Here is a 26,949-nt window from a genome sequence, read left to right on the forward strand (position 1 = left end):
TTAGTTGTTGGTATAGCCAGGATTCCAAGGATGGTCGCATCGGATTAAGCCGTTTTCAATAGGCGGGCAGAAAGTTTCTCCGTTGGATGCTTTCCATTCACCAAAGCCGCCTGCAAGGTTCACTACGTCGGTGTACCCCATCTTTTGCATGGTGTCGGCAGCTAAAGCTCCTCTTCCGCCGCTTTGGCAAAAAATCAACCATGGCTGGTTCAAATCGCCCAATTTGGGGTTGTGTCCTGCAAATTCCGGGTCGCACATAGGTTCAAGCATGCCGCGAGGAATGTGCAAAGCCATTGGCATGGTTCCATCCAAGTACTCAGCAGCTTCTCTGACGTCTAAGGGTTTGTAGCCTTGGTTAATAAGGTCTTTTGCCGCTTCGCAATCAGCTTCACGGATATGTGATTTCGCTTCCGCTACAAATGATTTCAAGGATGCGTTCATGGTGTTCTCCTGTCGGGTGAGTAATCATCGCCAATCTAGCAAAAAAATGGGGCTGTCGTAAATCGTGGAAATGATAAAAAAACTTCATATTTTTGTGACATATATGTGACATGAGTCAAGTAGCCTTGATAAATGATGGATTCAGGGTTTTTTGTTGGTATGTCAATAAATTAAATTAGATTGACCAATGAATAAGAAAACTTGATGATTTTTGCGTTTTGAGCGAAAATGTCCGTCCAAATTTTTACAAAGCGGTTTTGGATTAAACGAATAAGTCGAAATTTTACGTAAAATTTTAATGGCTCAAATCAATTACCTGCTGATACCGAATTTTTTTAACTTGAGGGAAGTTGTCAATGCCAACTCGTAGAGAACTTGCAAATGCTATCCGCGCACTAAGTATGGATGCAGTACAAAAAGCCAAATCAGGTCACCCTGGTGCCCCAATGGGTATGGCGGATATTGCCGAAGTACTGTGGAATAGCCATATGAAATTTAACCCAACCAATGCAAAATGGGCGGATAGAGACCGTTTCGTATTGTCAAACGGTCATGGTTCAATGTTGATCTATTCATTGCTACATTTGACTGGTTTCGACTTGGGCATGGAAGACTTGAAAAACTTCCGTCAGTTGCACGCTAAAACAGCGGGTCACCCTGAGTACGGTTATGCTGATGGTATCGAAACAACAACGGGTCCTCTAGGGCAAGGGGTTACCAATGCTGTAGGTATGGCGATTGCAGAACGCACTTTGGCGGCGCAATTTAACAAACCAGGCCACACCATTGTTGATCACAACACTTATGTATTCATGGGTGACGGCTGTTTGATGGAAGGTCTGTCTCACGAATCGGCTGCCATGGCAGGTACGCTTGGTCTAGGTAAGTTGATTGCTTTCTGGGATGACAATGATATTTCTATCGATGGTCACATTTCTGACTGGATGGAGCGTGATGTTGCAGGTCGTTTTGAATCTTACGACTGGCACGTTATTCGTGATGTTGATGGTCACAATGCTGATGCTATTAATGCAGCAATCGAAGCGGCTAAAGCAGAAACTGGTAAGCCAACATTGATTTGTACTCGTACAACAATCGGTTTCGGTTCACCAAATCTATGTGGTACGCATGACTGTCACGGTGCGCCTCTTGGGGACGAAGAAATCAAACTAACACGTGAAAACCTTGGTTGGGAATACGAGCCTTTCGTTATTCCACAAGAGATTTACGAGGGTTGGGATCATAAAGCACAAGGTGCTGCTGATGAAGCGGCTTGGAATGCTAAGTTTGAAGCTTACCGTGCTGAATACCCAGCTGAAGCTGCTGAGTTTGAACGTCGTATGGCGGGTGATTTGCCTGCAAACTTTGAAGTTGAGATGGATAAGTTTATCGCTAAAACTCAAGAAGAAATGCCAAACATCGCTTCTCGTAAAGCGTCTCAAAACGCAATCGAGGCAATGGGTCCATTACTACCAGAAATGTTCGGTGGTTCAGCTGACTTGACAGGTTCTAACCTAACCAACTGGTCTGGTACGGTTAAAGTCAACAATGCGAATGCGAATGGTAACTACCTGTCATGGGGTGTTCGTGAATTCGGTATGGCGCACATGATGAACGGTATGGTTCTTCATGGTGGTTTCAAAGTTTATGGTGGTACTTTCTTCATGTTCATGGAGTTCATGCGTAACGCGTTGCGTATGTCTGCATTGATGAAGATCGGTACAATCTATGTTTTCACACATGACTCAATCGGTTTGGGTGAAGATGGTCCTACGCATCAGCCAGTAGAGCAATTGGCAACGATGCGTGTGATTCCTAATTTCCAAACTTGGCGTGGATGTGACGCAGTTGAATCTGCGGTTTCTTGGAAATTGGCTATGTTGCGCGGTAACGCGCCAACTGCGTTGGTATTCTCTCGTCAAAACTTGACGCCAATGCCTCGTACTGCTGAGCAAGTTAAGAACATCGAGAAGGGTGGTTATGTTCTGAAAGATTGTGCAGGTACACCAGACATCATCTTTATTGCGACTGGTTCTGAAGTTGGTTTGGCGGTTGAAGCGGCTGAAGCAATGAGCGCGAACGTTCGCGTTGTTTCAATGCCATGTACAGATGCATTCGACGAGCAAGATCAAGCTTATAAGGATTCTGTGTTGATTCCTGGTGTTAAGCGTGTTGCGATCGAAGCAGGTGTAGCGGATTCTTGGTACAAGTATGTTGGCCTTGATGGTGGGTTCGTTTGCATGAAGAGCTTCGGTGAGTCTGCACCGGCTGGTGATCTATTCAAAGAATTTGGCTTCACAGTTGAAAACGTTGTTGCGACTGCGAATAAGGTTCTTGGTAAATAATTTTAGTTAAATGAAACTCAGGTCGGTATCAGCGATGATGCCGGCATAATTTAGGAGTAATAATAATGACAATTAAAGTAGGTATTAACGGTTTTGGTCGTATCGGTCGTATGGCTTTCCGTGCTGCAGCAAAAGATTTTAAAAACATCGAAGTGGTTGCTATCAATGACTTGTTGGATCCAGAATACTTGGCGTACATGTTGAAGTACGATTCTGTTCACGGTCGTTTTGACGGTGATGTTTCTGTTGTTGACGGTAACCTTGTTGTTAATGGTAAGACTATCCGTATCACTGCTGAGCGTAACCCTGCTGACCTTAAGTGGGATGAAGTTGGTGCTGATTTAGTTATCGAATGTACTGGTTTCTTCTTGACTGAAGAGTCTTGTCAAGCTCACCTTGACGCTGGTGCGAAGAAAGTTGTTCAGTCTGCACCTTCTAAAGATCATACGCCAATGTTTGTATACGGTGTTAACCACAACGAATACGCTGGTCAAGCAATCGTTTCTGCCGCTTCTTGTACCACTAACGGTTTGGCGCCAGTTGCTAAAGTTCTTAACGATAACTTCGGTATCAAGCGTGGTTTGATGACTACTGTTCATGCAGCGACAGCAACTCAAAAAACTGTTGACGGTCCTTCTTCTAAAGACTGGCGTGGTGGTCGTGGTATTCTTGAGAATATCATTCCTTCTTCAACTGGTGCTGCGAAGGCTGTTGGTAAAGTATTGCCAGCACTTAACGGTAAACTAACTGGTATGGCTTTCCGTGTGCCGACTTCTGACGTTTCTGTTGTTGACTTGACTGTTGAGTTGGAAAAAGAAGCTTCTTACGAAGACATCTGTGCTGCAATGAAGAAAGCTTCAGAAGGCGAGTTGGCTGGTGTATTGGGTTACACTAACGAAGCGAACGTTTCTACTGACTTCCGTGGTGATTCACACCCATCTATCTTCGACGAAAAAGCAGGTATCGCTCTAGATCCTACTTTCGTTAAAATCGTTGCTTGGTATGACAACGAGTATGGTTACACTTGTAACATGATGCGCGTTGTTGAGCACGTAGGAAGCAACTAATCAAAAGTTGTAGACTCCTGAAAGGCGAGAATTTTATCTCGCCTTTCTATTATTAAATTTTCATTTCAGTATTTTTTGAGTGCTGAAATGTAAATTTAATATTTCAAACTTATCATTAAAATCCAATATTGCCTTTTTGACCGAAGGTAATGTTTAAACATTAAAAAGAGGACACACTATGTCTGTTATTAAGATGTCTGACCTAAACCTAGCTGGTAAGCGCGTATTGATCCGTGAAGATTTGAACGTGCCAGTCAAGGATGGGAAAGTAACTTCTGATGCACGTATCCGTGCTTCACTACCAACGATTAAAATGGCTGCTGAAGCAGGTGCAAAAGTAATGTTGATGTCTCACTTGGGTCGTCCTAGCGAAGGCGAATATGCTGAAGAGTTCTCTTTGGCGCCGGTTGCAGCGGATCTTTCAGCTAAATTGGGAAAAGAAGTTCGTTTGGTCAAAGACTATCTAGATGGTGGTTTTGATGTGGCAGAAGGTGAAGTTGTTCTACTTGAAAACGTACGTTTCAACGTGGGTGAAAAGAAAAACGACGAAACTTTGTCTAAAAAATATGCAGCACTTTGCGATGTTTACGTTATGGACGCGTTCGGTACAGCTCACCGTGCTCAAGCATCTACTCATGGCGCGGGCGCATTTGCTGATACAGCTTGTGCTGGACCTTTGTTGGCGGCAGAGTTGGATGCACTTGGTAAAGCATTGAACAACCCAGCACGCCCAATGGTTGCAATCGTTGGTGGTTCTAAAGTTTCTACTAAATTGACTGTTCTTGAGTCTCTATCTGAGAAAGTAGATCAGTTGGTTGTTGGTGGTGGTATTGCTAACACTTTCATCGAAGCGGCTGGTTACAACGTTGGTAAATCTTTGTCAGAATCTGACTTGATTCCTACTTGTAAAAAGTTAAACGAGATCATGGAAGCGCGTGGTGCGGCTATTCCTCTAGCATCTGATGTTGTTTGTGGTAAAGAATTCTCTGAGTCAGCTGCTGCTGAAACTAAGAACGTAGCGGACGTTGCTGATGATGATATGATTTTTGACATCGGTCCTGATTCTGCTGCAGAATTGGCGACAATCATCAAAAATGCTGGAACAGTTGTTTGGAACGGTCCAGTAGGTGTATTCGAGTTTGATCAGTTTGGTGAAGGGACTAAAGCAATCTCTATGGCGATTGCAGAATCTTCAGCCTTCTCTATTGCTGGTGGCGGGGATACTTTGGCGGCGATTGATAAGTACGATATCGCTGACAAAGTTTCTTACATCTCTACTGGTGGTGGCGCTTTCCTTGAGTTCTTGGAAGGTAAAAAACTACCAGCTGTTGAAATGTTGGAAAACGCAGCTAAGAAGTAATTTTTTTGTATGGTCAGCTGAATTTTCGGTTGGCCATTTTCATTCATTTAGGCATCCATGGTATTTTAGAAAGGCGAGAGGGTGTCTCGGAAAATAAACCTCGGTCAGATTTGATGGTGTGTATTTTTCGAGTCATCTTGCTTTCTGAATAGAAATGGATCAAAAGTAAGAGGTAAAAAAATTAAATGTCATCTGGATTAAGACGTACTAAAATCGTTGCAACTTTAGGGCCTGCTACAGATCGCGAAGGCGAACTGGAAAAAATGATTAAAGCAGGTGTTGATGTTGTACGTATCAACATGTCACACGGTAACCCTCAGGAGCATGTCGAAAGAGCAGCTAGAGTTCGCGAGTTGGCAGCTCAGTTGGATAGAGAGGTCGGTGTACTTGTCGATTTGCAAGGGCCGAAAATTCGTATTGCACGTTTTGCTGAGGGCGCGATCTTTTTAGATCCGGGCGCTAAGTTTGCATTGGATAATAATGTAGACCCACATCAAGGTAATAAAAACGAAGTTGGTTTGACTTATAAAAGTCTGCCTTACGATGTTAAGCCAGGTAACCGCCTGTTGCTAGACGATGGTCGCGTTGTACTTGATGTTGATGCGGTTGAAGGTGAGCGTGTGCTTTGTACTGTTGTTGTTGGTGGAAAACTTTCCAATAACAAAGGTATTAACTTGCTAGGTGGAGGTTTGTCTGCTTCTGCGCTAACAGATAAAGACAAAGAAGATATTTTGACGGCAGCCGAAATCCAGGCGGATTACTTGGCGTTGTCTTTCCCACGCTCTGCTGACGATGTTGAATATTGCAGAAGCTTGGCAGAAAAGGCTGGTTTGCATTGTAGTATCGTTTCAAAAATCGAGCGTGCTGAAGCAGTTAATGATGACTTTACATTGGATAGCATTATTTTGGCTTCGGATGTCATCATGATTGCGCGTGGTGACTTGGGTGTTGAAGTCGGTGATGCTCAGTTGCCAGCACTACAGAAGAAAATGATCAAGCGTGCGCGTCAATTGAACCGTGTCACCATTACTGCGACGCAGATGATGGAAACCATGATCGAAAACGCTATTCCAACTCGTGCGGAAGTGTTCGACGTTGCCAACGCGGTCATGGATGGTACAGATGCCGTGATGTTGTCTGGTGAGACAGCGACGGGACACTCTCCAAGCTTGGTTATCCAAACCATGTCGAACATTGCGCATGAAGCTGAGAAGAGTCGTACCGTGCGTTCGTCAACACACCGTATGGATGAATCTTTCACTGCGGTTGATGAAACAATTGCGATGGCAGCCATGTACGCAGCGAACCATTTTGACGTGAAGTGTATTGCTACCCTGACTGAGTCTGGTAACACGCCGTTGTTGATGTCTCGTATCAGTTCCGGTATCCCAATCATTGCGTTGACGCCACACATTGAAACGCGTAGAAAAGTGACTTTGTATCGCGGTGTTTATCCAACAAGCGTTGACTATACTGGCATGACGGACGAAGAAGTTCAGCAAAACATCATGAAAGAATTGGTTGCTAGAGGTACTGCCAAGTCAGGTGATCTAGTAATTCTTACCCGTGGTCAAGCAAGAGGCGAAATGGGTGGAACCAATCAAATGGAAATTGTAAAACTGCCTTAAGAAAGTCTGGTAGGTTTTAACCTTAATTTTTTTAACTTTTTAACAGGCATAAAGCTTGTTAGAATACGACGATTTACTTTTAAACTACTAATAGAGGAGTCTCGCACATGGCGATGATTACACTTCGTGAATTGATGGACTACGCGGCAGAAAACAGCTTTGGTATGCCTGCGTTCAACGTAAACAACATGGAACAAGTTCGCGCTATCATGCGTGCTGCGGATGCTTGTGATTCACCAGTTATCCTTCAGGGTTCTGCTGGTGCGCGTAAATATGCTGGTGAGCCAATGCTTCGTCATATGGTTGCAGCTGCGGTTGAAATGTATCCACACATCCCAGTTGTTATGCACCAAGACCACGGTTCTGATGTTGGTGTTTGTTTGCGTGCTATCCAGTCTGGATTCACTTCTGTCATGATGGACGGTTCTTTGATGTCTGACATGAAGACTCCTGCTTCTTACGAGTACAACGCTGGTATTACTGCTGAAGTTGTTAAGATCGCTCACGCTGGCGGTGTTTCTGTTGAAGGTGAGCTTGGATGTCTAGGTTCTCTAGAAACTGGTAAGATGGGTGAAGAAGATGGTCACGGTTCTGATGAAGAACTAGATCACTCAATGCTTTTGACTGATCCTGAAGAAGCTGCGCAGTTCGTTAAAGATACTAACGTTGACTGTTTGGCTGTTGCGGTTGGTACTTCTCACGGTGCTTACAAGTTCACTTCTAAGCCATCTGACGATGTTCTTAAAATTGACCAAATCGCTAAAATCCACAAGCGTATCCCTGATACTCACATCGTAATGCACGGTTCTTCTTCTGTTCCAGAAGAGTGGTTGGAAATTATCAACAACTACGGTGGTGATATGGGTCAAACCTACGGTGTTCCTGTTGAAGCTATTGTTGAAGGTATCAAGCACGGTGTTCGTAAAGTTAACATCGATACTGACTTGCGTATGGCGTCTACTGGTGCGATCCGTAAGCACTTGCATGACAACCCAGCTAACTTCGATCCACGTAAGTTCTTCAACGCTGCTGAAAACGCAATGATGGAAATCTGTAAAGCACGTTTCGAAGCATTTGGTTGTGCGGGTCACGCTTCTAAGATCAAGTCAGTTGGTCTTGAAGTAATGCAAGCTCGTTACGCTTCTGGTTCTTTGGATCAACGCGTTAATTAATCCGAGTGAATATCAAAAGGTTAACTTTGTTAATCGCTTTTGATTAAGCCTGAAAAAGCCCGATTTTATCGGGCTTTTTTGTTTCCGGGAGATAAAAAGGAAAAGCTATGTGTGTTGGAATCGTTCTAGCGTTGGCACTGCTGCTACTGTACTACTCCGATGTGGTGGTAAGTGATATGGCATTGACCGAACAGCTGGGTAATCAGTCTGTGGTTATCGCCACGGGGTGGGAGGTTGCTGGACAGCTTTGGCCTCTGATGTTGCTGGCGGCAATGGTGGGAATCATGCTGTTACTGATTTTTTTGAAAGTGAAGAAGATATTGTAAAACGACAGTCGGAACGTCAGTTAAGGCTTCGGTTGAATAAGGGTGTTCACCAGTTCATGGCTTAGCGTGTTCGGCTCTCGATTCACCGAGTAGGGGCTGTAGAATACCGGACTTTCGATTAGCGATTCAATACCTTGGGTAAATCGATCCGTTGGGTGTAAATGATTGATGATGACCGCGGCAGTGGTTAACCCTCTGTTAGATATTGCTTCTAGGGTCAGTAAGGCGTGATTGATGCAGCCCAAACGATCACCAACGACCAGAATCACTGGGTAACCAAGTTTGACTGCTAAATCAGCGTTCAAGCCGTCTGTAGCTAAGGGTGAGTAGAAACCTCCGGCACCTTCCACAAAAACCATTTCATCTGCATTGCCAGTTTGGCAGTTCTGAGCCAAATCATCAGTCGTCAAAAGGGTGTTATTCAGTTTCATTGCCAGTTTGGGAGAAACAGGTTGTTCAAAAAGGAAAGGGCAGACTTGCTCTAGGCTGTTGCTCGTTTTAAAGGCTGAGTGGAGGAAAACGGCATCCTCGGATTCAAGGCTTCCATCCGGTTTGACAATGCAACCAGAAGCGACAGGTTTGCGTGGTGTGGCGCGAATGCCATGGGTGAAAAGGGTGTGTCCAATCGAACCGGTTACAAAGGTTTTTCCAATTTCGGTATCGGTGCCCGTAATGAAAAAGCCTTTGTTATTTGTAGGGTTGATTGTTTTGCTCATGAGTTTGTCAGTTAAGCCTTTACCCCAACCTGGTAGATTTTTGCAATTACAGGTTTTCCATCAAGCGAGATTGAGCTTCTTGATATTTTTGCAGTGTCATATCAACGATTTCTTCTGGAAGTTCTGGGCCGGGTGCGGTTTTGTTCCAGTCCAGTGATTCCAAGTAATCGCGAATGTACTGTTTATCGAAGCTGTCAGGGTTTTTCCCGACCTGGTAAGTCTTGGCTGGCCAGAAGCGAGAGCTGTCTGGCGTCAGTGCTTCATCAATCAAGTGGATGACGCCATTTTCATCTTCACCAAACTCGAACTTAGTATCGGCAATGATGATGCCGCGTTCGGCCGCAAATTCTGAAGCCATTTTGTAAAGTGCTAGACTGTATTCCTTAACCTTCTGTGCGCGTTCTTCACCCATCAGTTTGACCACTTCTTCAAAAGAGATGTTTTCATCATGCTCGCCAACAGCGGCTTTGGTGGATGGTGTGAAAAGTGGTTCAGGTAGCTGTTCCGCCTTTTTAAGCCCTTCCGGCAGAGGAATGCCACAGACAGTTTGCGTTTTCTTGTACTCTTTCCAGCCTGAACCTACTAAGTAACCGCGAACGATGGCTTCAACCAGTAGCGGCTTAAGCTTCTTAACAATCATGCCTCTGTCTTGGATCTGTTCAAGCTCTTCAGGAGTAAGGACATCTGCAACGGTAATGTCATCTGCCAGTTGGTTGGGTAGAATGTCGGCGGCCTTTTTCATCCAGAAAACCGCGGTGTCTGTCAGTATGCGCCCTTTGCCAGGGATGGGGGTTGGTAACACTACATCAAAGGCAGAAATGCGGTCTGTGGTGACAATCAATAGGTGTTTGTCATCAACATCATAAAGATCGCGCACTTTCCCTTTGTTGATTAAAGGAAGGCTGGTTAGGTTTGATTCGTACAGAGGTTTCATTTGTCGGATTCCTGCTGAATGTCCTTGGACTTTTCGTTGTTCATAAGGCTTCGTTCTAAATTGTTACGATCATCGTAAGGCAGTTTCAAATGACCATAGCGAATAATTAAGACGGTGGCAGCAATCATCACCATGGTCACTGAAATCGCAATGATTTGCATGCTGTCCAGATTTTTCATGTCTAGGATAAGGTAGCGCGCTAAAGCGATGATGGCAATGTAGAGTGGAAAACGAATCGGTAATTTACCTGAATCAAGATAGATGGCGACCATTGCCAGCACCTCAAGATAGAGGAACATCAAGAGTAAGTCTGCCAGTGTGACCTTCATGGCTTTGAACATGCTGATCACTTCTGTCGCACCTGCGACAACGGTCGCGATGGCGATAATGATTAGACCAATGACTTCTGTCATACGGATGGATCGCTTGACGGTTCTTAGACCTGGGTAGTGTTCCATTTGCTTCTCATAGCTCCTAAAAATTTTTCGCTTATTATCACAAATTTGGAAAGGAATCGGGTGGTTTTTCTGAATCAGAATCTTTTATATCGCATAAGTCTAAAATACCTAGATGAAACTTATGCGAAACGGGCATGAAATCATGGTTAATTTTGATCGTCTCTGCTAAAATTAGCTCAATTTTTTAACAAGTTTAGAATGCTAAGGATATAAATCATGGCTAAAAAAGAAAACTGGATTGCGCCTTCCATTTTGTCAGCTGACTTTGCGCAATTAGGTAAAGATGTAAAAGACGTTATTGCTGCGGGTGCGGATGTTGTTCATTTTGACGTAATGGATAACCATTATGTTCCTAACTTGACGATTGGACCTTTGGTTTGTGAGTCATTGAAAAACTTCATGGTTCGCGAAGACGTTAAAGCGCCAATCGATGTGCATTTGATGGTAAAGCCAGTCGATCAAATGATCGGTGACTTCGCGAATGCCGGTGCGGATTATATTACGTTCCATCCAGAAGCTTCTGAACACATTGATCGTTCTTTGCAATTGATTAAAGGCGCTGGCTGTAAAGCAGGTTTGGTATTTAACCCCGCAACCTCTTTGAGCTACCTTGAGCACGTTTTGGATAAGATTGATATGATTTTGATCATGTCTGTTAACCCTGGTTTCGGTGGTCAAGCATTCATTCCTCAAGCACTAGAGAAATTGAAAGCTGCTCGTAAGATGATTGACGAGTCAGGTCGTGATATCCGCCTTGAAATCGATGGTGGTGTTAAAGTAGAAAACATTGCTGAAGTGGCAGCGGCTGGTTGCGATACATTCGTATCTGGTTCAGGTATTTTCGGTAAGGCGAATGCTTCTGATGCGAACCGTTATGACACGGTTATCAAGCAAATGCGTGAAGAGCTAGCGAAAGCTTAATTTTTAAAACGCATTCACTAAGCATTGTGCCCCTTCGTCATGAAGGGGTTGTTGATACGCCAGCCTTGCTGGCGTTTTTGCCATTAAAAACTATAAAGAATTTGCAAGGCAGAAAACTCTGCCAACTGATTTGCTTACAGAGAAGAAGCACTCATAAGAGGTAGGTTGCAAACCTAACGAATAATTGGAAAACAAGATGTCGATTGAAAAAATTAAACCAGGATTTGTGTTGATTGATTTGGACGGGACGTTGATTGACAGCATACCGGATTTGGCCTACTGTGTTGATGAGATGATGAAGCAACTGGGTATGCCGGTTCGCGGCGAAGAGGCAGTGAGAGACTGGGTTGGTAACGGCGTTCAACGTTTGACCGAACGTGCATTGATTAACTCTGTCGATGGAATGCCGGATCAGGAATTGATGGACAAAGCCTATCCGATTTTCTTGGAATTGTACAAACACAATACTTCGCAACGCTCTTGCGTCTATGATGGCGTTGTGGATGGTATCAAGTGGATGAAAGCGCAGGGCTATCGAGTCGCTTGCGTGACCAATAAAGCTGAAGCTTTCACGATTCCGCTATTGAAAGATAAAGGTCTTTTTGACTTCTTTGAAGTGGTGGTTTCCGGTGATACTTGTGCCGAGAAAAAACCGCACCCAATGCCGTTGCTATATGCTGCAGAGCAGTTGGGTGTAGAACCTGAAAATGCTTTGATGATTGGGGATTCTCAGTCAGACGTCAAAGCAGCAAGAGCAGCAGGATTCCATATTTTCTGTATGACTTACGGGTACAATCATGGTGAAGACATCCGTAACTATCACCCAGATGCAGTCATGGATTCCTTCATGGAATTGCCGAACTACTTAGAAGCGGCAAATTGATTCAAAATTAACTAAAGGAAGCTTGTTAGATATGTCTTTTATCAAATCGTTTTTCATTGTTGTGACGAAACCCCTATGGTGCTCAGTACAGGGTTTGTGGCAACTTTGGCGATTGAAAAGATATGAAAGACAGCAAACAAACATCCGAAAAAGTTAATTGAGAGATCAACAAAATGAGCAATCCACATTTTAGCCGATTGGCTAACCAAGGCTACAAAACCACTCCGGTCATGCATACCATGCTGTCCGATTATGAAACTCCATTGAGCGTTTACCATAAGGTCGCCAACCAGCCGCAAAGCTACTTGTTTGAATCGGTACAGGGTGGCGACAAATGGGGGCGTTATTCGATTATCGGTTTGCCATGTTCCAAGCGCCTTATCGTGAAAGGTCAGCAGATCACACTGATGGATGGGGATACGGTGCTTGAGCAGCAAGTTTCCGATGACCCGCTGGCTTGGATTGAAGCTTTCCAAAACCGTTTCAAGGTGTACCCGGAAGCAGGCATGCCGGCATTCAGTGGTGGGTTAGTCGGTTACTTCGGTTATGACGCTGTGCGTTATATGGAAAAACGTCTTCAAAACTCCGTGCCCGCGCGTGATGACATCGGTGCACCGGACATCGTGTTGTTGGTTTCTGAAGAAGTCGTGGTGTTCGACAATCTAAGCGGACAGTTACATATCATTGTGCATGCCGATTTGTCGCTGTCGGATGCAGAAGCCAAAGCACAAAGCCGCATCTCGGCCATTGCCGATCAAATCCGCACTGCCATGCCGGTACCGAGTGAACCTGAACCTTCTGAGCTGTTGGGCGAGCAGGATTTTCATTCCAGTTTTGGTGAGGAAGCATTCAAGCAAGCGGTTGCGCGCATTAAAGAATACATCTTGGCGGGTGATGCGATGCAGATTGTGATCTCGCAGCAAATGTCGGTGGATTTCGAGCACGAGCCAATGGACTTGTATCGCGCATTACGTCACCTGAATCCATCGCCTTACATGTTCTTTGTTGATTTGGGTGAGTTGCAAATTGTCGGTTCATCGCCTGAAATTCTGGTGCGTCTGGAAGACAAAAAAGTAACAGTTCGCCCGATTGCCGGTACACGCCGTCGAGGTACGACACCGGAAAGAGACAAGGCGTTGGAAGAAGACTTATTGTCAGATCCTAAAGAGATTGCCGAGCATTTGATGCTGATTGACTTGGGACGTAATGACGTCGGCCGTATCGCGCAGGTCGGAAGTGTCGAGTTGACAGAAAAAATGGTCGTTGAACGCTATTCGCATGTGATGCACATCGTCTCAAATGTAAATGGTGATTTGAAGCCGGGAATGAGCCCGATGGATGTGTTGCGTGCCACTTTCCCAGCAGGAACGGTCTCAGGCGCGCCGAAAATTCGTGCAATGGAAATCATTGATGAACTGGAACCAGTCAAGCGTGGGATTTATGCCGGCGCAGTCGGTTATCTTGGATGGCACGGTAATATGGATACCGCCATCGCGATCCGTACGGCTGTGATTAAAGATAAGAAATTGTTCGTGCAGGCGGGTGCTGGTGTTGTGGCTGACTCTGTGCCTCAGTCAGAGTGGGATGAAACCATGAACAAGGGACGTGCGGTATTTAAAGCCGTCGAGTTTGTTCAAAATGGTTTGAAAGCCGTAAATCCTGATGCTGGGCATCGCTAGTTAGCCGGAGAAAAAAATTATGTTATTGATGATTGATAATTACGATTCCTTCACCTACAACCTGGTGCAGTATTTCGGTGAGTTGGGTCAGCAGGTTGAAGTGTATCGCAACGATCAGATTGATTTGCAAACCATCGAAAACCTTAACCCGGATTATCTGGTGATTTCTCCTGGGCCCTGTACGCCGACTGAAGCGGGCATTTCGGTGGAAGCCATTCACCACTTTGCCGGTAAAGTGCCGATTTTAGGGGTTTGCCTTGGGCATCAATCCATCGGTCAGGCATTTGGTGGAAATATCATTCGCGCCAAGCATGTCATGCACGGTAAGACGTCACCGGTTTATCACCATAATGTTGGCTGCTTTACCGGGTTACCGAACCCAGTGCAAACAACACGTTACCATTCATTGGTTATTGAACAGAGCACTTTGCCAGATTGTCTTGAAGTCACCGCTTGGACGCAGGATGAAGACGGTCATTTTGATGAGATCATGGGCGTTCGTCACAAAACCCTGTCGATTGAAGGAGTGCAATTCCATCCTGAATCGATTTTGACCGAGGAAGGTCATGCCATGCTGAAAAATTTCTTAGAACAAAAAAACGGGCAAAAGTAGAGGTGGCTTCAATGAATGTGAAAGACGTGCTGAATCAATTATTGGATCGTAGAGACCTCACTTCCGAACAAATGGAAATGGTGATGAATGCGTTGATGTCCGGTGAAACGACAGATGCGCAAACCGCTGCCATCCTGATTGCCCTGAGAGTCAAAGGCGAAACCGTGGAAGAAATGACTGCCGCCGCTAAAGTCATGCGCGGTCTTTCTACTAAAGTCGAGATTGAAGACAATGAACACCTGTTGGATACCTGTGGCACTGGCGGTGACGGCATCAATGCATTCAATGTGTCTACCGCATCAGCGTTTGTTGCGGCAACGGCTGGCGTGAAGGTTGCCAAGCATGGTGGTCGTAGCAATGCAGGAAAATCCGGCAGTGCAGATGTGTTGGAAGCCGCAGGTGTCAACCTGGATTTAACCGCAGACCAAGTTGCGGAGTGTGTGAAAGAGTTGGGCATCGGTTTTATGTTCGCGCCAGCGCACCATTCTGCAATGAAGCATGTTGTGGGGGTTCGACGAGAGTTAGGTGTCAGGACCTTGTTTAATATTCTTGGGCCTTTGGCTAATCCGGCAGCGGCACCAAACCAAGTTTTGGGTGTTTACAGTAAAGATTTGTTGATGCCGTTTGCAAAAGTATTGCAGGCGCTGGGTTCCAAGCATGTCATGGTCGTGCATGCTGAAGATGGCATGGATGAGATTTCTATTGCCAGTTTGACCCATGTGGTTGAGTTGAAAGACGGCGTGATTACCGAGTGGACAATAGACCCTTATGATTACGACATGGATCATGCAGACTTATCAGAGTTGGCGATCGAATCAGCGCAAGAGAGTGTCAATATCATCACCGCAGTGTTTGCTAACGATGAAGGCGCTGCCAAAGACATCGTCTGTTTGAATGCCGGCGCAGGGATTTACACCGCAGGCATGGCGAAGGACTATGCAGAAGGGGTTTTGATTGCAAAACGCCTGATTACCGAAGGTAAGGTCATGCAAAAGTTTCATGCCTTTATCGAAAAAACCCAAACGTTCAAATAATAATCTGCCATCGTAAAACCCCAACCTGGCAGATTTTTAAGTCAAAATAACAAGAAGAGTTACGCAATGAAAGCGCACCAGACCCCTGACATTCTAAAGAAAATCATTTTCCGCAAGTTGGAAGAAATCCAAGAAGGCTGTGAGAAAATTTCTCTGCGCGAGATGAAGCAAAAGGCGATGATGATGCCCCAAGCGAAAGGCTTTGCCGGTGCGTTACAGGCAAAGTTGGATCAAGGTAAATCAGCGGTGATTGCCGAAATCAAGAAAGCCTCTCCAAGCAAGGGCGTTCTACGTGACCCATTTGAGCCAGTGGAGATTGCCAAGAGCTATCAGGCGCATGGTGCCGCTTGTTTGTCTGTATTGACGGATAGAGACTTTTTTCAAGGGGGCAATGAATACTTACAAGCCGTGCGCGAAGCAGTTGATTTGCCGATTATCCGTAAAGACTTTATTGTCGATGATTATCAGGTTTACGAAGCCCGTGCGATTGGGGCTGATTGTATTCTGTTGATTGCCGCCGCCATCGGTGATGCGCAAATGTACGAGTTGACGCAAACTGCCTTGCAACTGGGTATGGATGTGTTGGTTGAAGTGCATAACGAAGAAGAGATGGAGCGTGCGTTGCAGCTGCCTTTGCCGATGATTGGTATCAACAACCGCGACCTGCACACGTTTGATGTTTCTCTGGAAACCACGTTCAGAATGTTGGAAATGATTCCAGATAACCGTATCGTCGTTACTGAGAGCGGAATCTTGGCACCTGGCGACGTCGCGCAAATGCGTGAGCACAACGTAAACAGTTTTCTTGTTGGGGAAGCGTTTATGCGCGCTGATAATCCTGGCGAGAAACTGGCTGAGTTATTTAAATAATCGTCAAAAATTCCCTTGGTGGAGTGGTATCAGCCGCTTCACCTTCAAATTCCTATCTTTAAAAATCTCTAGCAGTCTTTTTTTATTCTGTGTATCCTTTGAAAACGCTATGAAAGCGGTTTGCTATTGAAAAGGAGATAACAGGTGTCTTATTTAAAAAATTTACCGAATAAAGATGGGTATTTTGGTGACTTTGGTGGTGCTTTTTTACCGCCGGAGCTGGTGCCGCATTTTGAAGAAATCAACAAAGCCTACAGAGAGTTGGGGCGTTCGGCAGACTTTTTAAATGAGTTGAAATACATCCGTAAGCACTATCAAGGGCGTCCAACCCCTGTCTATTATGCGCATAACCTGAGTAAGGAAGTCGGCGCACATATTTACTTGAAACGTGAAGATTTGAATCATTCTGGTGCGCATAAGTTGAACCACTGTATGGCGGAAGCATTGTTGGCAAAACACATGGGTAAAACCAAGTTGATTGCCGAAACCGGGGCAGGCCAGCATGGTGTTGCATTGGCAACTGCCGCAGCCTATTTCGGAATGGAGTGTGAGATTCACATGGGCGAAATCGACATTGCCAAAGAAGCACCAAACGTGACGCGCATGAAACTATTGGGTGCAACGGTTGTACCTGTTGGTTTTGGTGGGCGTAGTTTGAAAGAAGCGGTTGATTCTGCGTTTCAATCTTATGTGCCTCAAGCCGATACTGCACTGTTTGCCATTGGGTCAGTTGTGGGGCCGCATCCTTTCCCATTGATGGTGCGTGACTTTCAGTCGGTAGTAGGTTTTGAAGCACGTGAGCAGTATTTGGAAATGACAGGCGAGCTGCCGGATCATGTTGGCGCTTGTGTGGGTGGTGGCTCCAATTCCATGGGCTTGTTTGCCGGGTTTATGGACGATGAACAAGTCGTTAAGAACGGCGTTGAACCCCTTGGGCGAGGCACGAAATTGGGTGAGCATTCTGCAACCATGACTTATGGTAAGCCGGGGATGATCCATGGTTTTAAATGCCTGTTGCTGGAAGATGAAGAAGGTAACCCTGCGCCAGTGCATTCAATTGCTTCTGGTTTGGATTATCCTGGCGTTGGACCTGAGCATTCATTCCTGAAAACAGCAGGTAAGGTGAACTATCATGCTGTGACCGATGGCGAGACATTGGATGCATTCTATAAGCTGTCTCGTTTGGAAGGTATTATTCCGGCGCTGGAAAGCTCGCATGCCGTGGCTTGGGCAATGAAGCACGCTAAAGAACAGCCAGGTTGCACGATGTTAATTAATCTGTCAGGCCGTGGTGATAAAGATATCGATTATGTTGTTGATAACTTTGGCACCGGCGAACCGAAATAAGTTGTTTTAATTTTGATTGCCAGTCTTTAATTTCGGTGTGTATGTCCCTAAAAGCCTGGCAATGCCTCTCATGGAAAAATTTATTTTCATTTCATTGATTTGTAATAAAAATATTACTTGCAAAACGTTACAAAAGCGGAATAATACGCTTCTCCTTTTTCACACAGAAACCTAACGGTCTGACCGAAGGAAACAGAAAGAAAAATGGTTAAACCTCACGCCAAGAAAATACTTTTCAAGGGCGTGGTTGGGGTTCAGTGGACTAGCCTTTGTTCATCTGAATTGTTATTAATCATTCATCCGTATTCACTTCTAATTTCATGCGGGTGTTTTATAAAGGTATTCTCATAATGTCACCACATGCTGAAAATATATTGGTCACAGCTAATGACCATTTCGAAGTTATTGAAAAAACAACGGTTATCGATGACACTTGGCCAACTCATGATCAAGCCGTAGAAGACCAAACACTGGATCACTTTATTTGTCGCGATGGTAAAACCTTTGCCGGAACGCATTTGATTGCGGATTTCTGGGGTGCAAGCCGTTTGGATGATTTGCAATTGATGGAGCAAGCTTTGCGCGAAGGCGTAGAGAAAGCCAAGGCAACCTTATTACATATTCACCTACACCACTTCACACCAAATGGTGGGATTTCAGGTGTTGCCGTTTTGGCGGAGTCTCACATTAGTGTGCACTCTTGGCCTGAAAGAAACTATGCTGCATTTGACGTTTTCATGTGTGGTGATGCCGAGCCTGAAAAAGCAATTGAAGTGCTAAGAGAAGCCTTCATGCCATCTGAAGTAAAATTAGATACGATGCTTAGAGGCGAGGTGGAAAAAGATGGCGAATAATTATCTGGAAACCCTTTACCCTACTTGGGGTCAACAGTTTGTGATGAACGAAGTGTTGTTTGAGGTGGATACCGGACATCAGAAGTTGGTCATTTTTAAAAATGACCAATGGGGTACTGTAATGGCGCTGGATGGCGTTATTCAAACCACTGAGAAAGACGAGTTTATCTATCACGAGATGATGACGCATGTGCCATTGTTTGCGCATGGCAATGCTAAAAAGGTATTGATCATTGGTGGGGGTGACGGTGGTATTTTACGCGAAGTGTTGAAACACCCAGAAGTCGAGTCAGTCACGCAGGTTGAAATCGATCAGCAAGTCATTGATATGTGTATTCAATATTTGCCGAATCATTCAGCGGGCGCTTATGATAGTCCGAAAGCCAACATCGTGATTGCTGATGGTGTTGATTTTGTTAACGAATGTACTGAAAAATTCGATGTGATCATTTCTGATTCAACCGATCCTATGGGGCCGGGTGAAGTATTGTTCACGTCTTGTTTTTACCAAGGTATTAAAAACTGTCTGACTGAAGACGGTGTGTTTGTTGCGCAAAACGGAGTAAGTTTCATGCAAACGGATGAAGTAGCAACAACGTTCAAACGTTTGTCTCCTTTGTTCAAGCAAGCAAGCTTCTACTCCGGTGCAGTGCCGACTTACGTAGGGGGAATCATGACCTTTGCGTGGGCAACGGACAATTTGGCATTAAAAGAAGTGTCGCAAGAAATGATCGAAGAACGTTTCAAGGCTTCTGGTATCACCACGCGTTTTTATACTCCAGCGTTGCATAAAGGTGCTTTTGCCCTACCGCAATACGTTTTAGACGTGATTAAGGATTAATAAGCTGATGGACTCACAAGAGCTGGTTCAGCATTTTGCTGAACAAAGTCATCCGGATGAACTAGAGCAGTTTGACCGTGCTAGTTTAGAAGAGTTGGTTGCCAAGCATGAAACACCTTTTATGGTGTTGGACTTGGAAGAAGTGGATTATCAATACAAGTCCTTGCAAGCTGCGTTGCCAGGGGTGAAGTTGTTCTATGCGCTAAAATCTTTGTCACATCCAGAGTTGATTAAACGTCTGAAAGGACTTGGGTGTCATTTTGATTTGGCGACCATCGGTGAAGTTGATTTGGTTGAATCTTTGGGGATTAAGGGGGATCGTTGTATTCATACCCACCCTATTAAGAAAGATAAAGAAATCAAACGTGCGCTTGAGTTCGGCTGTAAACGCTTTGTGGTAGATAATTTCGAAGAAATGAAGAAATTCTACAAGTATGCAGGGCAGGTCGAGCTGATTATTCGTGTCAGTTTCCGCAGCAAACAAGCTGTTGTCGACTTATCACGTAAGTTTGGTTGCTCTTTAGAAGAACTGCCTGTGCTGGTTGAAATGGCGCAGAGTAACGGCATTGAAGTAGTTGGTTTGTCTTTCCATGTTGGATCGCAATCACTGTCTCCTGCAACACAGGTTAATGCCATTCGTTCAAGCGTTGCAGCAATGAAAGTTATGAACAACGTGAAATGGAAGTTTTTGGATATTGGCGGCAGCTTCCCGGTTTCATACCAAGAAGAAGTGACTCCAATTGAAGAATTTTGTGCACCGGTAATGGAAGCATTGTCTGAACTACCAGAGCATATTGAAGTTTTTGCCGAGCCGGGTCGTTTTATTTCTGCGCCGTCAATGATTGAAGTGGTTTCTGTGGTTGGTAAGGCCAAGCGCGGGTCTCGTACTTGGTACTATTTGGATGATGGTGTCTATGGTGGGTTCAGTGGTCAAATGTTTGATCACGCCTCTTACCCGATAGCACCTTTGAAGCCGTTTGATCCGCTAGGAGAGTTTTACCCAAGCGTATTGGCAGGGCCAACTTGTGATTCCATTGATGTGGTCGCCGAAGATATTGAGCTGCCAGAATTGGAGGTAGGTGATATTTTGATCGGTAAGCAAATGGGGGCCTATACCATTGCATCTGCAACGGAATTTAACTATTATCCTAAGCCAAAAATAGTGGTTGTAGAGGATATCTTTGATCCGACAACTGAAGCGTTGTAAGCAAACTAAGGAGTCGTTCATGGCAATTCAAGTAAAGTGGCAAGGCGGAAAAGCCTTTGAAGCAACCTCATCAACTGGTCATAAAGTGATGATGGATGCGTCTAAGGAAGTAGGCGGGGAAGATCGTGGTTCTCGCCCTATGGAATTGCTGCTGATGGGCTTGGGCGGCTGCTCTGGTATTGATGTCATTATGATGCTGGAAAAAGGTAAGCAAGACGTTAAGGATTGCCAGATGGAAATCACATCTGAGCGTGCCGATGCCGTACCTGCGGTCTACACTAAAATTCATCTACACTTTAAAGTGACGGGCACCGATCTGAATGAAAAGAAAGTTGCCCGTGCGGTTGAGTTGTCTGCGGAAAAGTATTGTTCTGTTTCTAAAATGCTTGAAAAGACAGCTGAAATGACCCATACCTATGAAATAATTGAAGCCTAATTAGGCGTCAAGATTCATCAAAAAAGCCACCAGTCGGTGGCTTTTTTGTTTTCTGGAGTTTAAAAAATGTCACCTAAAATGTTTAGTCGACTCATGAGACTTATCAAGTATTTAGTTTCTGAAAAGACCTTGGCGCATCAAGCAAGAAAGCCAACCGGGTTTTTGGGGAAGTATATTTTGCAGCCGATGTTTGTTCACGGAAATGCAGCTTTGAATGCCTTTATGCTTGAAAAACTCAATGTGAAACCCTCGGATTGCATTCTTGAAATCGGCTTTGGTCCGGGGGTGATGTTAGGGGATCTGTCTGAGCGTATTGAAGAAGGCAAGGTGCATGGTATCGACTTTTCCAAAACCATGATTGAGCAGGCGACCATTCGCAATCAACCGCATATTGAATCCGGTTGCTTGGAGTTGTGTGAAGGTTGTAGCGATAAGATGCCTTATGAAGATAATCACTTTGACAAGGTTGTTACGGGTAATACCTTGTATTTCTGGCATCCGCCTGAACCGCATCTGAAAGAAGTGCTTCGTGTCCTGAAACCCGGCGGTTTGTTTGTGATGGGCTTTCGCGACAAAGCGCAGATCGACCAGATGCAATTGAATAGAGAAGTTTTCTTCCGCTACACACAACAGGAGGTTGTTGCTCTGCTTGAGTCGGTTGGCTTTGTCGATGTGTCTGTTGAGGTCAAAGGTAGTGTGCCTGTAGACTCTTATGTCGCTGTTGCTAAACGGTCTTAGTTAATGGTGATGCTTTGCACAATTCCAGAAGTTAATTTGGAAAGATTCGACTGAGAAATATTATAAGCAGGCATGGCATAAACCAGTTTGCCGAAAGGTCTGAGCCAAATACCGTTTTCAATGCCTTTTGCCTGAACCTGTGGGCCGAGGTCACTTCTTTCCAGTTCAATCACGCCAATCGCACCCAGTACGCGAGTATCGGCAACGCCGTCCAATTCTTTTAGTGGCAATAATGTCTCCGTAAAGTGCTCTTCAATGCGTTGAATGTTGTCCTGCCAAGGAGAGTTCATTAAAACATCAATATTGGCGATAGCGGCAGCGCAGGCGAGTGGGTTGCCCATAAAAGTCGGGCCGTGCATTAGTAGACCGGGATTTCCTTGACTAATGGTGTCGCTAACCTCCGAAGAGGCTAGCGTTGCCGCCAAGCTGATATGTCCACCCGTTAGGGTTTTGCCGAGTGCCATAATATCGGGGGTAATGTCAGCCCATTCGCAGGCAAAGAGTTTGCCGGTACGTCCGAATCCGGTGGCGATTTCATCGGCTATCAACAAAACATCAAACTCGTTGCAAAGTTGTCGGAGCTGTTTGAGGTAATCTGGTCGGTAAAAGCGCATGCCGCCAGCACCTTGAACTATCGGTTCAATCGTCATTGCCGCAATGTTCTGGTGATGTTGTTCAAGCATGGCCTTGAGAGCGTTAATATCTTCATTGTCAGACTCAATATCAAAGCCCATTTGTGGCGCTGGAGCGAAGCAGTGTTGTGTCAGTACCTCTGAAAACAAACTATGCATGCCATTGACGGGGTCGCACACTGCCATAGTGGCGAAGGTGTCACCATGGTAGCCATTTCGCACCGTCAAGAGCCGGTTTTTGTTTGGTTGTTCTTTGCTTGCCCAATATTGCAATGCCATTTTAATGGCCACTTCCATCGCGACCGAACCTGAGTCAACCAGGAAGACTTTATCCAATCCTTCGGGTGTCAGTTTGACAAGACGCTTTGACAACTCAATTGCCGGTTCATGCGTCAAGCCACCGAACATAATATGAGGCATGGTGTCGATTTGCTCATGCATGGCTTGCTGGATTTTCGGGTGGTTATAGCCGTGAAGAGCCGCCCACCAAGAAGACATGCCGTCGACCAGTTCGGTACCGTCAGCCAATGTAATGATGGAGCCTTGTGTTTTAGCAACGCCGATGGCTGGTGTGTCAGCAGGCATTTTGGCATAAGGATGCCAGATGTGTTGTTGGTCAAATTCGAGTAGCGATTGCCAGTGTTCAGAAAGTTTCGGCTTTGAAGTTGTCATAGTTTACTGTCTTGTTGTTGGAGTGCACATTTTGACAAAAATCTGCCAGGTTGGGTAGGGTAAAAAGTGTAATGAGATATTACTCGATGTGTTCGTTCAAGAGTGTATCTGGCCAAAGTTTGTTTAGGGTTTCTTTGAAACTGTTTTCTAGCGGTGCTGTGAGAGTCATTCTGTCACCGGTAATCGGGTGGGTAAATTTCAAAGCGGTGGCGGCGAGGTATAAGCGGTGGTATCCAAGCCAGTCATTAAAGAAGTGGTTGTGGTGTCGGTCACCATGTTGTACATCGCCGATAATCGGGTGGCTGATGTGGTTGAGGTGGCGCCGAAGTTGGTGCTTGCGCCCGGTGCTGGGTTGCAGTTTCACTAGGGAGTAGCGCTGAAAATCGAATCTGCCTATTTTGTGTTCCACTTGAGTCGTTGCCAAACGTTGGTAATGGGTAAAGGCATCCTGAAAAATGTCTTCTGCGCGCTTGTCTTTATCGGCAATTTTGTCTTTTTGATATTTAAGCGGTTTGTCGATGTCTCCGGTTTCCGGTGTCCAGCCACGGCACAAGGCAAGATAGGTTTTTTCGATGCTGTGTGTCATGAACTGGTCGCTGAGATGTCGGGCGGCATCGGCATTAAGCGCGAACAAGAGTAGACCTGAAGTGGGTTTGTCTAGACGGTGCACAGGAAAGACGGGTTTATTAATCGCATCCCGGGTCATTTGCACTGCGAACTCAGTTTCGTGTTTATCAATGGGGGAGCGGTGTACCAATAAGCCGGCGGGTTTGTGAATGGCGACAAGGGTTTTATCCTGATAAAGGATGTTGAAGGCATCTAGATTGCGATGGGTTTCCAAACTGTTTTTTCCTATTGAAATTTTGTTAGTATTTTACCAGTCAGATGAAGTGGTGTTGAGCGGATGTGGATGAAACCGGAGACATGTGTTTTGTGAAAGCGTTAAAATAAAGAAAGCATATCTAAGATAGCGTTATCGAGGTGACGGGTTGCAGAGCTTTTTTGAATTAATGATGGTGAATATTGGATACCTGGGCCTTGCGCTAGTGTCTCTGGCGTTTGCCTTCTATATTTGGCGTAGGAGGCAACCTGCTGGGAAAAAGTGCCTGGAATTGATGGCGCATTTGGTTCCACTATTGAAGAAAGTCCCTCTATCAAAAATGGAAAATGCCTATATCGAGCAGGTACTACAGCACTTTAAGCCTCAAAGTTACCAGAAAATCAGCAAGCCTCTCACACAAGTGTTGTTCCATGCACACGAATTTATGGTTCCCTCTCTGAGTGGACAGTCCCATTATGTTTTTAGTCCAAAGCTTTCTGGTGACCCTTATTCTGCTGATGATGCCGGATGGACGGAAATGATTTTGTTCATTGCCAGAGAGGTGGAGGTTTCCAAACGGCAAAGGTGGATTGGGGTTCAAGAAGAGCGTCAGCGTATTCGCCGAGACCTGCATGATGAATTGACGCAGGATTTGATTGCATTGATGCGCAGTTCAAAGGACGAACGCCAATATCAACTTGCTTTGAGTGCGATGGCGTCTTTGAGAAGTATTTTGTCTGCATTGTCTGATGAAGAAAATACTTTGGAGAGCTTTTTGGTGACGGCACAAGCACAAATGCGTGAACGTTTGTTGCTGCACGGATTTGAGTTGGAGTGGTATGAGAAAAATATTGCTTCAGATATTGTTGTTTCGTCGAAAGAAGTCAGTAACGTCCTAAAGGTGTTGAAAGAATTGGGGTGCAATATTCTCAAACATGCCGAGATTGATAGGGTCAAAGTGGTCGTGAATCAATTTGGCGGGCGTCTAGAGATGAGGGTTGAGAATAAAGTCAAAGAACACAAAGTGCTGCATGAGTCGAACCAACTCGGGATGATGAATATTGAAACAAGGATTCAAGAGCTGAACGGAAAGTTAACTGTGCAGGAAACTCCCAATGAGTTTGTTGTGGTGTTTTCTTTTCCATTAGAAGGGGCTTGGGAAAATGCCAATGTTTAAAAAGGTGTTGGTGCTGGAAGATCGGCAAGAGCACTTGGAGTTTTTGCGGCAAGCGCTTGAAAATATCTGTTCGGATGTCGAGATACTGACGGCAAAAAATATTCAGGAAGCACGTCAAAAACTTTCGAAGGATATTGAACTTTATATTCTCGACTTGGAACTGCCTGATGGTGCAGGTATAGAATTGATTCCATTGATAAGAGGGTTGCGCTCATCCGCAAAAGTGATGGTGTTCACGGTGTTTGATGAAGATGATACCTTTTTCAAAGCGATGCGTATGGGGATTGACGGTTACGTTCTGAAGACAGAAACACAGCAAGGGTTAGTTGATGCCATTAATGATGTTTACAAGGGGATGGCTGCGCTGTCTCCTGCGCTAGCGCGAAAGTTGATGAACTTTCATGCTGCCTCTTATGAGGCGTTGCCGGAGTTGAGTGATAAAGAAACCGCTGTGCTGAAACTGATTGCTCAAGGCCATACCATGAAGAGTGCTGCCGAGCATTTGAATCGCTCCATTGATACAGTTAAGTTCCACGTAAAGGAAATTTACCGGAAAACGGGCGCGCAAAATCGCAGTGAGTTATTGCGTCTGGCACGAGAAATGGGAATTTCATAGTTAAACCCGGAGGTGTGTTATGAAAAAGTGGTTGATGGTCTTTAGTGGTTTGTTGGTTTCAGTCTTGGCGAATGCCAGCGATAAAGTCGTGACCCAAAATATCGGCATGGAGCTGGCGAACGACATTGCTAAAGAGAGTGTTTTGGCGTGTCGAAAAGCGGGTTATCAAGTCAGTGCGGTTGTGGTGGATAGGTTTGGTATCGTCCGCGCAACGCTTAGAGATGATTTAGCGGCGCGTTTTACAATGCAGATTGCCAAGGATAAAGCCAATATGTCAGTGATGTCAGGCCTGAAGTCAGGTGCATTTCGTCAACAGCGTCCAGATATTCGCCAAGAGTTGAATCACATCAATGGTCTGATTGTGATGCAAGGAGGTGTTCCTATTGTTTCACAGGGAGTGAGGATTGGTGCGGTTGGTGTGAGCGGTGCGCCTGGCGGAGAAAAAGATGAGAAGTGCGCTATAGAAGCGCTTGATAAGTTTGCTGATAGATTGGAGTTTTGAGGAAGCTGGATTGGTGAGGGGGAGAACTGGCGTTTGGTGAGATAAATAATCAAGTTCTACCGGGAATAAATAAATTAATAAAAAAACGGTTTTTCACTTGACACCAAAGTCTTTTCAATTAAAATACGCCCCACAACAATTCGGAGGGTTTCCCGAGCGGCCAAAGGGGGCAGACTGTAAATCTGCTGGCTCAGCCTTCGGTGGTTCGAATCCACCACCCTCCACCATTGTTTTACAATTTGCGGGTATCGTATATTGGCTATTACCTCGGCCTTCCAAGCCGATGAGGGGGGTTCGATTCCCCCTACCCGCTCCAGTTTCTAGGCTCTCTTTGTTGGCTGTGTTATTTAGCCGATAGGGAGGGCCTTTTTGTTATTTGCTCTCATAGCTCAGTAGGTAGAGCGCATCCATGGTAAGGATGAGGTCACCAGTTCGATCCTGGTTGAGAGCTCCATTTTAACCAATAAATAGTGGCCGGTTTTCAGTCGCTGTTATTAACGGAGTTTGCATCATGGCAAAGGAAAAGTTTGAACGTAGTAAGCCGCACGTAAACGTTGGTACGATTGGTCACGTTGACCATGGTAAGACAACTCTTACAGCGGCGTTGACAATTGTACAAGGTAAGAAGTTTGGTGGTGACGTAAAAGGTTACGATCAAAT

The 26,949-nt window shown here is 45.2% G+C and carries 28 protein-coding genes and 3 tRNA genes; 25 read left to right on the plus strand and 6 right to left on the minus strand.

What is annotated here, in order from left to right; translation table 11 throughout:
* Positions 1 to 441, minus strand: coding sequence for a rhodanese-like domain-containing protein (locus F8R13_RS09985; protein WP_152834135.1), 441 nt, complete (start codon positions 439 to 441; stop codon positions 1 to 3).
* 356 nt (positions 442 to 797) lie between these two features.
* On the opposite strand from F8R13_RS09985, the gene tkt reads away from it, so the two are divergent.
* From tkt to F8R13_RS10015, 6 genes are all read left to right on the plus strand, one after another.
* Positions 798 to 2,786, plus strand: a complete 1,989-nt coding sequence (gene tkt / locus F8R13_RS09990) for a transketolase (protein ID WP_152834137.1) — start codon at positions 798 to 800, stop codon at positions 2,784 to 2,786.
* Between the two features lie 65 nt (positions 2,787 to 2,851).
* Positions 2,852 to 3,853: a type I glyceraldehyde-3-phosphate dehydrogenase gene (gene gap / locus F8R13_RS09995; RefSeq protein ID WP_152834139.1), complete on the plus strand. Its 1,002-nt coding sequence runs from the start codon at positions 2,852 to 2,854 to the stop codon at positions 3,851 to 3,853.
* Positions 3,854 to 4,031: 178 nt separating this feature from the next.
* Positions 4,032 to 5,213 (plus strand): phosphoglycerate kinase, encoded by a 1,182-nt coding sequence (locus F8R13_RS10000; RefSeq protein WP_152834141.1) that lies wholly within the window; start codon positions 4,032 to 4,034, stop codon positions 5,211 to 5,213.
* 185 nt (positions 5,214 to 5,398) lie between these two features.
* Positions 5,399 to 6,841 (plus strand): pyruvate kinase, encoded by a 1,443-nt coding sequence (gene pyk, locus F8R13_RS10005; RefSeq protein WP_152834143.1) that lies wholly within the window; start codon positions 5,399 to 5,401, stop codon positions 6,839 to 6,841.
* A 107-nt stretch (positions 6,842 to 6,948) separates the two neighbouring features.
* Positions 6,949 to 8,013 (plus strand): class II fructose-bisphosphate aldolase, encoded by a 1,065-nt coding sequence (fba, locus tag F8R13_RS10010; RefSeq protein WP_152834145.1) that lies wholly within the window; start codon positions 6,949 to 6,951, stop codon positions 8,011 to 8,013.
* A gap of 107 nt (positions 8,014 to 8,120) precedes the next feature.
* Positions 8,121 to 8,339, plus strand: a complete 219-nt coding sequence (locus F8R13_RS10015) for a hypothetical protein (protein ID WP_152834147.1) — start codon at positions 8,121 to 8,123, stop codon at positions 8,337 to 8,339.
* 20 nt (positions 8,340 to 8,359) lie between these two features.
* On the opposite strand, the gene bioD is transcribed toward F8R13_RS10015, so the two are convergent.
* Genes bioD through F8R13_RS10030 form a run of 3 tightly spaced genes read right to left on the minus strand, consistent with a single transcriptional unit; the run spans position 8,360 to position 10,447 of the window.
* On the minus strand, positions 8,360 to 9,055 hold the full coding sequence (gene bioD, locus F8R13_RS10020) for a dethiobiotin synthase (protein WP_152834149.1): 696 nt from the start codon (positions 9,053 to 9,055) through the stop codon (positions 8,360 to 8,362).
* A gap of 46 nt (positions 9,056 to 9,101) precedes the next feature.
* Positions 9,102 to 9,989: a phosphoribosylaminoimidazolesuccinocarboxamide synthase gene (locus F8R13_RS10025; protein ID WP_152834151.1), complete on the minus strand. Its 888-nt coding sequence runs from the start codon at positions 9,987 to 9,989 to the stop codon at positions 9,102 to 9,104.
* A complete protein-coding gene (locus tag F8R13_RS10030) occupies positions 9,986 to 10,447 on the minus strand; it encodes a phosphate-starvation-inducible protein PsiE (protein ID WP_152834153.1) in 462 nt (153 codons plus the stop codon). Before F8R13_RS10030 ends, F8R13_RS10025 begins: the two co-directional genes overlap by 4 nt.
* 216 nt (positions 10,448 to 10,663) lie before the next feature.
* Here F8R13_RS10030 and rpe point away from each other — a divergent pair, with 216 nt between their 5' ends.
* The 12 genes from rpe (at position 10,664) to F8R13_RS10090 (ending at position 21,870) form a co-directional block, all read left to right on the plus strand.
* Positions 10,664 to 11,368, plus strand: coding sequence for a ribulose-phosphate 3-epimerase (gene rpe, locus F8R13_RS10035; protein ID WP_152834155.1), 705 nt, complete (start codon positions 10,664 to 10,666; stop codon positions 11,366 to 11,368).
* Positions 11,369 to 11,564: 196 nt separating this feature from the next.
* Entirely contained in the window at positions 11,565 to 12,251 is a 687-nt protein-coding gene (locus F8R13_RS10040; protein ID WP_152834157.1) for a phosphoglycolate phosphatase, read from the plus strand.
* Positions 12,252 to 12,424: 173 nt separating this feature from the next.
* The gene (trpE, locus tag F8R13_RS10045) at positions 12,425 to 13,930 is read left to right on the plus strand and encodes an anthranilate synthase component I (RefSeq protein WP_152834159.1); all 1,506 of its coding nucleotides are present in this window, start codon (positions 12,425 to 12,427) and stop codon (positions 13,928 to 13,930) included.
* A 19-nt stretch (positions 13,931 to 13,949) separates the two neighbouring features.
* Positions 13,950 to 14,543, plus strand: a complete 594-nt coding sequence (locus tag F8R13_RS10050; RefSeq protein WP_152834161.1) for an aminodeoxychorismate/anthranilate synthase component II — start codon at positions 13,950 to 13,952, stop codon at positions 14,541 to 14,543.
* A gap of 11 nt (positions 14,544 to 14,554) precedes the next feature.
* A complete protein-coding gene (gene trpD, locus F8R13_RS10055; RefSeq protein ID WP_152834163.1) occupies positions 14,555 to 15,577 on the plus strand; it encodes an anthranilate phosphoribosyltransferase in 1,023 nt (340 codons plus the stop codon).
* 66 nt (positions 15,578 to 15,643) lie between these two features.
* The gene (gene trpC, locus F8R13_RS10060) at positions 15,644 to 16,447 is read left to right on the plus strand and encodes an indole-3-glycerol phosphate synthase TrpC (protein WP_152834165.1); all 804 of its coding nucleotides are present in this window, start codon (positions 15,644 to 15,646) and stop codon (positions 16,445 to 16,447) included.
* A gap of 144 nt (positions 16,448 to 16,591) precedes the next feature.
* Complete coding sequence (gene trpB, locus F8R13_RS10065) at positions 16,592 to 17,794, plus strand: tryptophan synthase subunit beta (RefSeq protein ID WP_371414943.1); 1,203 nt, start codon at positions 16,592 to 16,594, stop codon at positions 17,792 to 17,794.
* 350 nt (positions 17,795 to 18,144) lie between these two features.
* Positions 18,145 to 18,648, plus strand: coding sequence for an adenosylmethionine decarboxylase (gene speD, locus F8R13_RS10070; RefSeq protein ID WP_152834167.1), 504 nt, complete (start codon positions 18,145 to 18,147; stop codon positions 18,646 to 18,648).
* Entirely contained in the window at positions 18,638 to 19,489 is an 852-nt protein-coding gene (gene speE / locus F8R13_RS10075; RefSeq protein WP_152834169.1) for a polyamine aminopropyltransferase, read from the plus strand. The genes speD and speE overlap by 11 nt, the downstream gene beginning before the upstream one ends.
* 7 nt (positions 19,490 to 19,496) lie before the next feature.
* Positions 19,497 to 20,696: a type III PLP-dependent enzyme gene (locus F8R13_RS10080; RefSeq protein ID WP_152834171.1), complete on the plus strand. Its 1,200-nt coding sequence runs from the start codon at positions 19,497 to 19,499 to the stop codon at positions 20,694 to 20,696.
* A 19-nt stretch (positions 20,697 to 20,715) separates the two neighbouring features.
* Complete coding sequence (locus tag F8R13_RS10085) at positions 20,716 to 21,132, plus strand: OsmC family protein (protein ID WP_152834173.1); 417 nt, start codon at positions 20,716 to 20,718, stop codon at positions 21,130 to 21,132.
* Positions 21,133 to 21,198: 66 nt separating this feature from the next.
* Entirely contained in the window at positions 21,199 to 21,870 is a 672-nt protein-coding gene (locus F8R13_RS10090) for a class I SAM-dependent methyltransferase (RefSeq protein ID WP_152834175.1), read from the plus strand.
* Here F8R13_RS10090 and bioA read toward each other — a convergent pair.
* A complete protein-coding gene (bioA, locus tag F8R13_RS10095) occupies positions 21,867 to 23,174 on the minus strand; it encodes an adenosylmethionine--8-amino-7-oxononanoate transaminase (protein WP_152834177.1) in 1,308 nt (435 codons plus the stop codon). The two genes, F8R13_RS10090 and bioA, sit on opposite strands and share 4 nt — an antisense overlap.
* Positions 23,175 to 23,253: 79 nt before the next feature.
* Positions 23,254 to 24,015, minus strand: coding sequence for a pseudouridine synthase (locus F8R13_RS10100; protein WP_152834179.1), 762 nt, complete (start codon positions 24,013 to 24,015; stop codon positions 23,254 to 23,256).
* Between the two features lie 274 nt (positions 24,016 to 24,289).
* On the opposite strand from F8R13_RS10100, the gene F8R13_RS10105 reads away from it, so the two are divergent.
* The 7 genes from F8R13_RS10105 to F8R13_RS10135 form a co-directional block, all read left to right on the plus strand.
* Positions 24,290 to 25,171: a sensor histidine kinase gene (locus tag F8R13_RS10105; RefSeq protein WP_152834181.1), complete on the plus strand. Its 882-nt coding sequence runs from the start codon at positions 24,290 to 24,292 to the stop codon at positions 25,169 to 25,171.
* The gene (locus tag F8R13_RS10110; protein WP_216642626.1) at positions 25,164 to 25,787 is read left to right on the plus strand and encodes a response regulator transcription factor; all 624 of its coding nucleotides are present in this window, start codon (positions 25,164 to 25,166) and stop codon (positions 25,785 to 25,787) included. Before F8R13_RS10105 ends, F8R13_RS10110 begins: the two co-directional genes overlap by 8 nt.
* 19 nt (positions 25,788 to 25,806) lie before the next feature.
* The gene (locus F8R13_RS10115) at positions 25,807 to 26,289 is read left to right on the plus strand and encodes a heme-binding protein (protein WP_152834185.1); all 483 of its coding nucleotides are present in this window, start codon (positions 25,807 to 25,809) and stop codon (positions 26,287 to 26,289) included.
* Between the two features lie 142 nt (positions 26,290 to 26,431).
* Positions 26,432 to 26,516 (plus strand) — tRNA-Tyr (locus F8R13_RS10120).
* 14 nt (positions 26,517 to 26,530) lie between these two features.
* A tRNA-Gly gene (locus tag F8R13_RS10125) sits at positions 26,531 to 26,605 on the plus strand.
* A 62-nt stretch (positions 26,606 to 26,667) separates the two neighbouring features.
* Positions 26,668 to 26,743: transfer RNA gene (locus F8R13_RS10130), tRNA-Thr, on the plus strand.
* Between the two features lie 57 nt (positions 26,744 to 26,800).
* Positions 26,801 to 26,949 (plus strand): GTP-binding protein (locus F8R13_RS10135; protein WP_253806431.1); only part of this gene is annotated, 149 nt, incomplete at its 3' end.

It is taken from the genome of Hydrogenovibrio sp. JE_KL2, assembly GCF_009296185.1.
Classification (GTDB): Bacteria; Pseudomonadota; Gammaproteobacteria; order Thiomicrospirales; family Thiomicrospiraceae; genus Hydrogenovibrio.

Coding starts and splice junctions, on each gene's coding strand:
- F8R13_RS09985 (WP_152834135.1), bottom strand. CDS start 441: ATGAACGCATCCTTGAAATCATTTGTAGCGGAAGCGAAATCACATATC.
- tkt (WP_152834137.1), top strand. CDS start 798: ATGCCAACTCGTAGAGAACTTGCAAATGCTATCCGCGCACTAAGTATG.
- gap (WP_152834139.1), top strand. CDS start 2,852: ATGACAATTAAAGTAGGTATTAACGGTTTTGGTCGTATCGGTCGTATG.
- F8R13_RS10000 (WP_152834141.1), top strand. CDS start 4,032: ATGTCTGTTATTAAGATGTCTGACCTAAACCTAGCTGGTAAGCGCGTA.
- pyk (WP_152834143.1), top strand. CDS start 5,399: ATGTCATCTGGATTAAGACGTACTAAAATCGTTGCAACTTTAGGGCCT.
- fba (WP_152834145.1), top strand. CDS start 6,949: ATGGCGATGATTACACTTCGTGAATTGATGGACTACGCGGCAGAAAAC.
- F8R13_RS10015 (WP_152834147.1), top strand. CDS start 8,121: ATGTGTGTTGGAATCGTTCTAGCGTTGGCACTGCTGCTACTGTACTAC.
- bioD (WP_152834149.1), bottom strand. CDS start 9,055: ATGAGCAAAACAATCAACCCTACAAATAACAAAGGCTTTTTCATTACG.
- F8R13_RS10025 (WP_152834151.1), bottom strand. CDS start 9,989: ATGAAACCTCTGTACGAATCAAACCTAACCAGCCTTCCTTTAATCAAC.
- F8R13_RS10030 (WP_152834153.1), bottom strand. CDS start 10,447: ATGGAACACTACCCAGGTCTAAGAACCGTCAAGCGATCCATCCGTATG.
- rpe (WP_152834155.1), top strand. CDS start 10,664: ATGGCTAAAAAAGAAAACTGGATTGCGCCTTCCATTTTGTCAGCTGAC.
- F8R13_RS10040 (WP_152834157.1), top strand. CDS start 11,565: ATGTCGATTGAAAAAATTAAACCAGGATTTGTGTTGATTGATTTGGAC.
- trpE (WP_152834159.1), top strand. CDS start 12,425: ATGAGCAATCCACATTTTAGCCGATTGGCTAACCAAGGCTACAAAACC.
- F8R13_RS10050 (WP_152834161.1), top strand. CDS start 13,950: ATGTTATTGATGATTGATAATTACGATTCCTTCACCTACAACCTGGTG.
- trpD (WP_152834163.1), top strand. CDS start 14,555: ATGAATGTGAAAGACGTGCTGAATCAATTATTGGATCGTAGAGACCTC.
- trpC (WP_152834165.1), top strand. CDS start 15,644: ATGAAAGCGCACCAGACCCCTGACATTCTAAAGAAAATCATTTTCCGC.
- speD (WP_152834167.1), top strand. CDS start 18,145: ATGTCACCACATGCTGAAAATATATTGGTCACAGCTAATGACCATTTC.
- speE (WP_152834169.1), top strand. CDS start 18,638: ATGGCGAATAATTATCTGGAAACCCTTTACCCTACTTGGGGTCAACAG.
- F8R13_RS10080 (WP_152834171.1), top strand. CDS start 19,497: ATGGACTCACAAGAGCTGGTTCAGCATTTTGCTGAACAAAGTCATCCG.
- F8R13_RS10085 (WP_152834173.1), top strand. CDS start 20,716: ATGGCAATTCAAGTAAAGTGGCAAGGCGGAAAAGCCTTTGAAGCAACC.
- F8R13_RS10090 (WP_152834175.1), top strand. CDS start 21,199: ATGTCACCTAAAATGTTTAGTCGACTCATGAGACTTATCAAGTATTTA.
- bioA (WP_152834177.1), bottom strand. CDS start 23,174: ATGACAACTTCAAAGCCGAAACTTTCTGAACACTGGCAATCGCTACTC.
- F8R13_RS10105 (WP_152834181.1), top strand. CDS start 24,290: ATGGCGCATTTGGTTCCACTATTGAAGAAAGTCCCTCTATCAAAAATG.
- F8R13_RS10110 (WP_216642626.1), top strand. CDS start 25,164: ATGTTTAAAAAGGTGTTGGTGCTGGAAGATCGGCAAGAGCACTTGGAG.
- F8R13_RS10115 (WP_152834185.1), top strand. CDS start 25,807: ATGAAAAAGTGGTTGATGGTCTTTAGTGGTTTGTTGGTTTCAGTCTTG.